This is a genomic window from Serratia sp. HNCC26DJ244 (assembly GCF_057180565.1).
Genome location: NZ_JBXUGO010000165.1, coordinates 1 through 242, shown reverse-complemented (window position 1 = coordinate 242; position 242 = coordinate 1). Strand labels below are relative to the sequence as shown.

The following is a 242-nucleotide window of genomic DNA, read 5'->3' as shown; positions in this document are numbered from 1 at the left end:
GCCCAGCAGTTGGACCACTGGGCACGCAATGGGGCCCCGCTGGGGATAAGCCTTGGCTTGTACCAGGGGGGGCGCCTGCATCTGCCGGTCCTGGAGGCCATTCGCGCCTATATTCCGCCCCCGCCGCCGTCGACCCCGCAAACGGAAGCCGAGCCGAAAATCGTTCGCCTCGACAGCCTGTCGCTGTTTGATTCCGGCAAGGCGGTACTGAAGCCCGATTCCACCAAAATGCTGGTGAATTC

1 pseudogene is annotated in these 242 nt (G+C 63.6%); it reads left to right on the top strand.

Going from position 1 to position 242, the window contains the following annotated elements:
- Positions 1-242, top strand: a pseudogene (locus AC2A06_RS19100) (OmpA family protein); the annotation flags it as partial.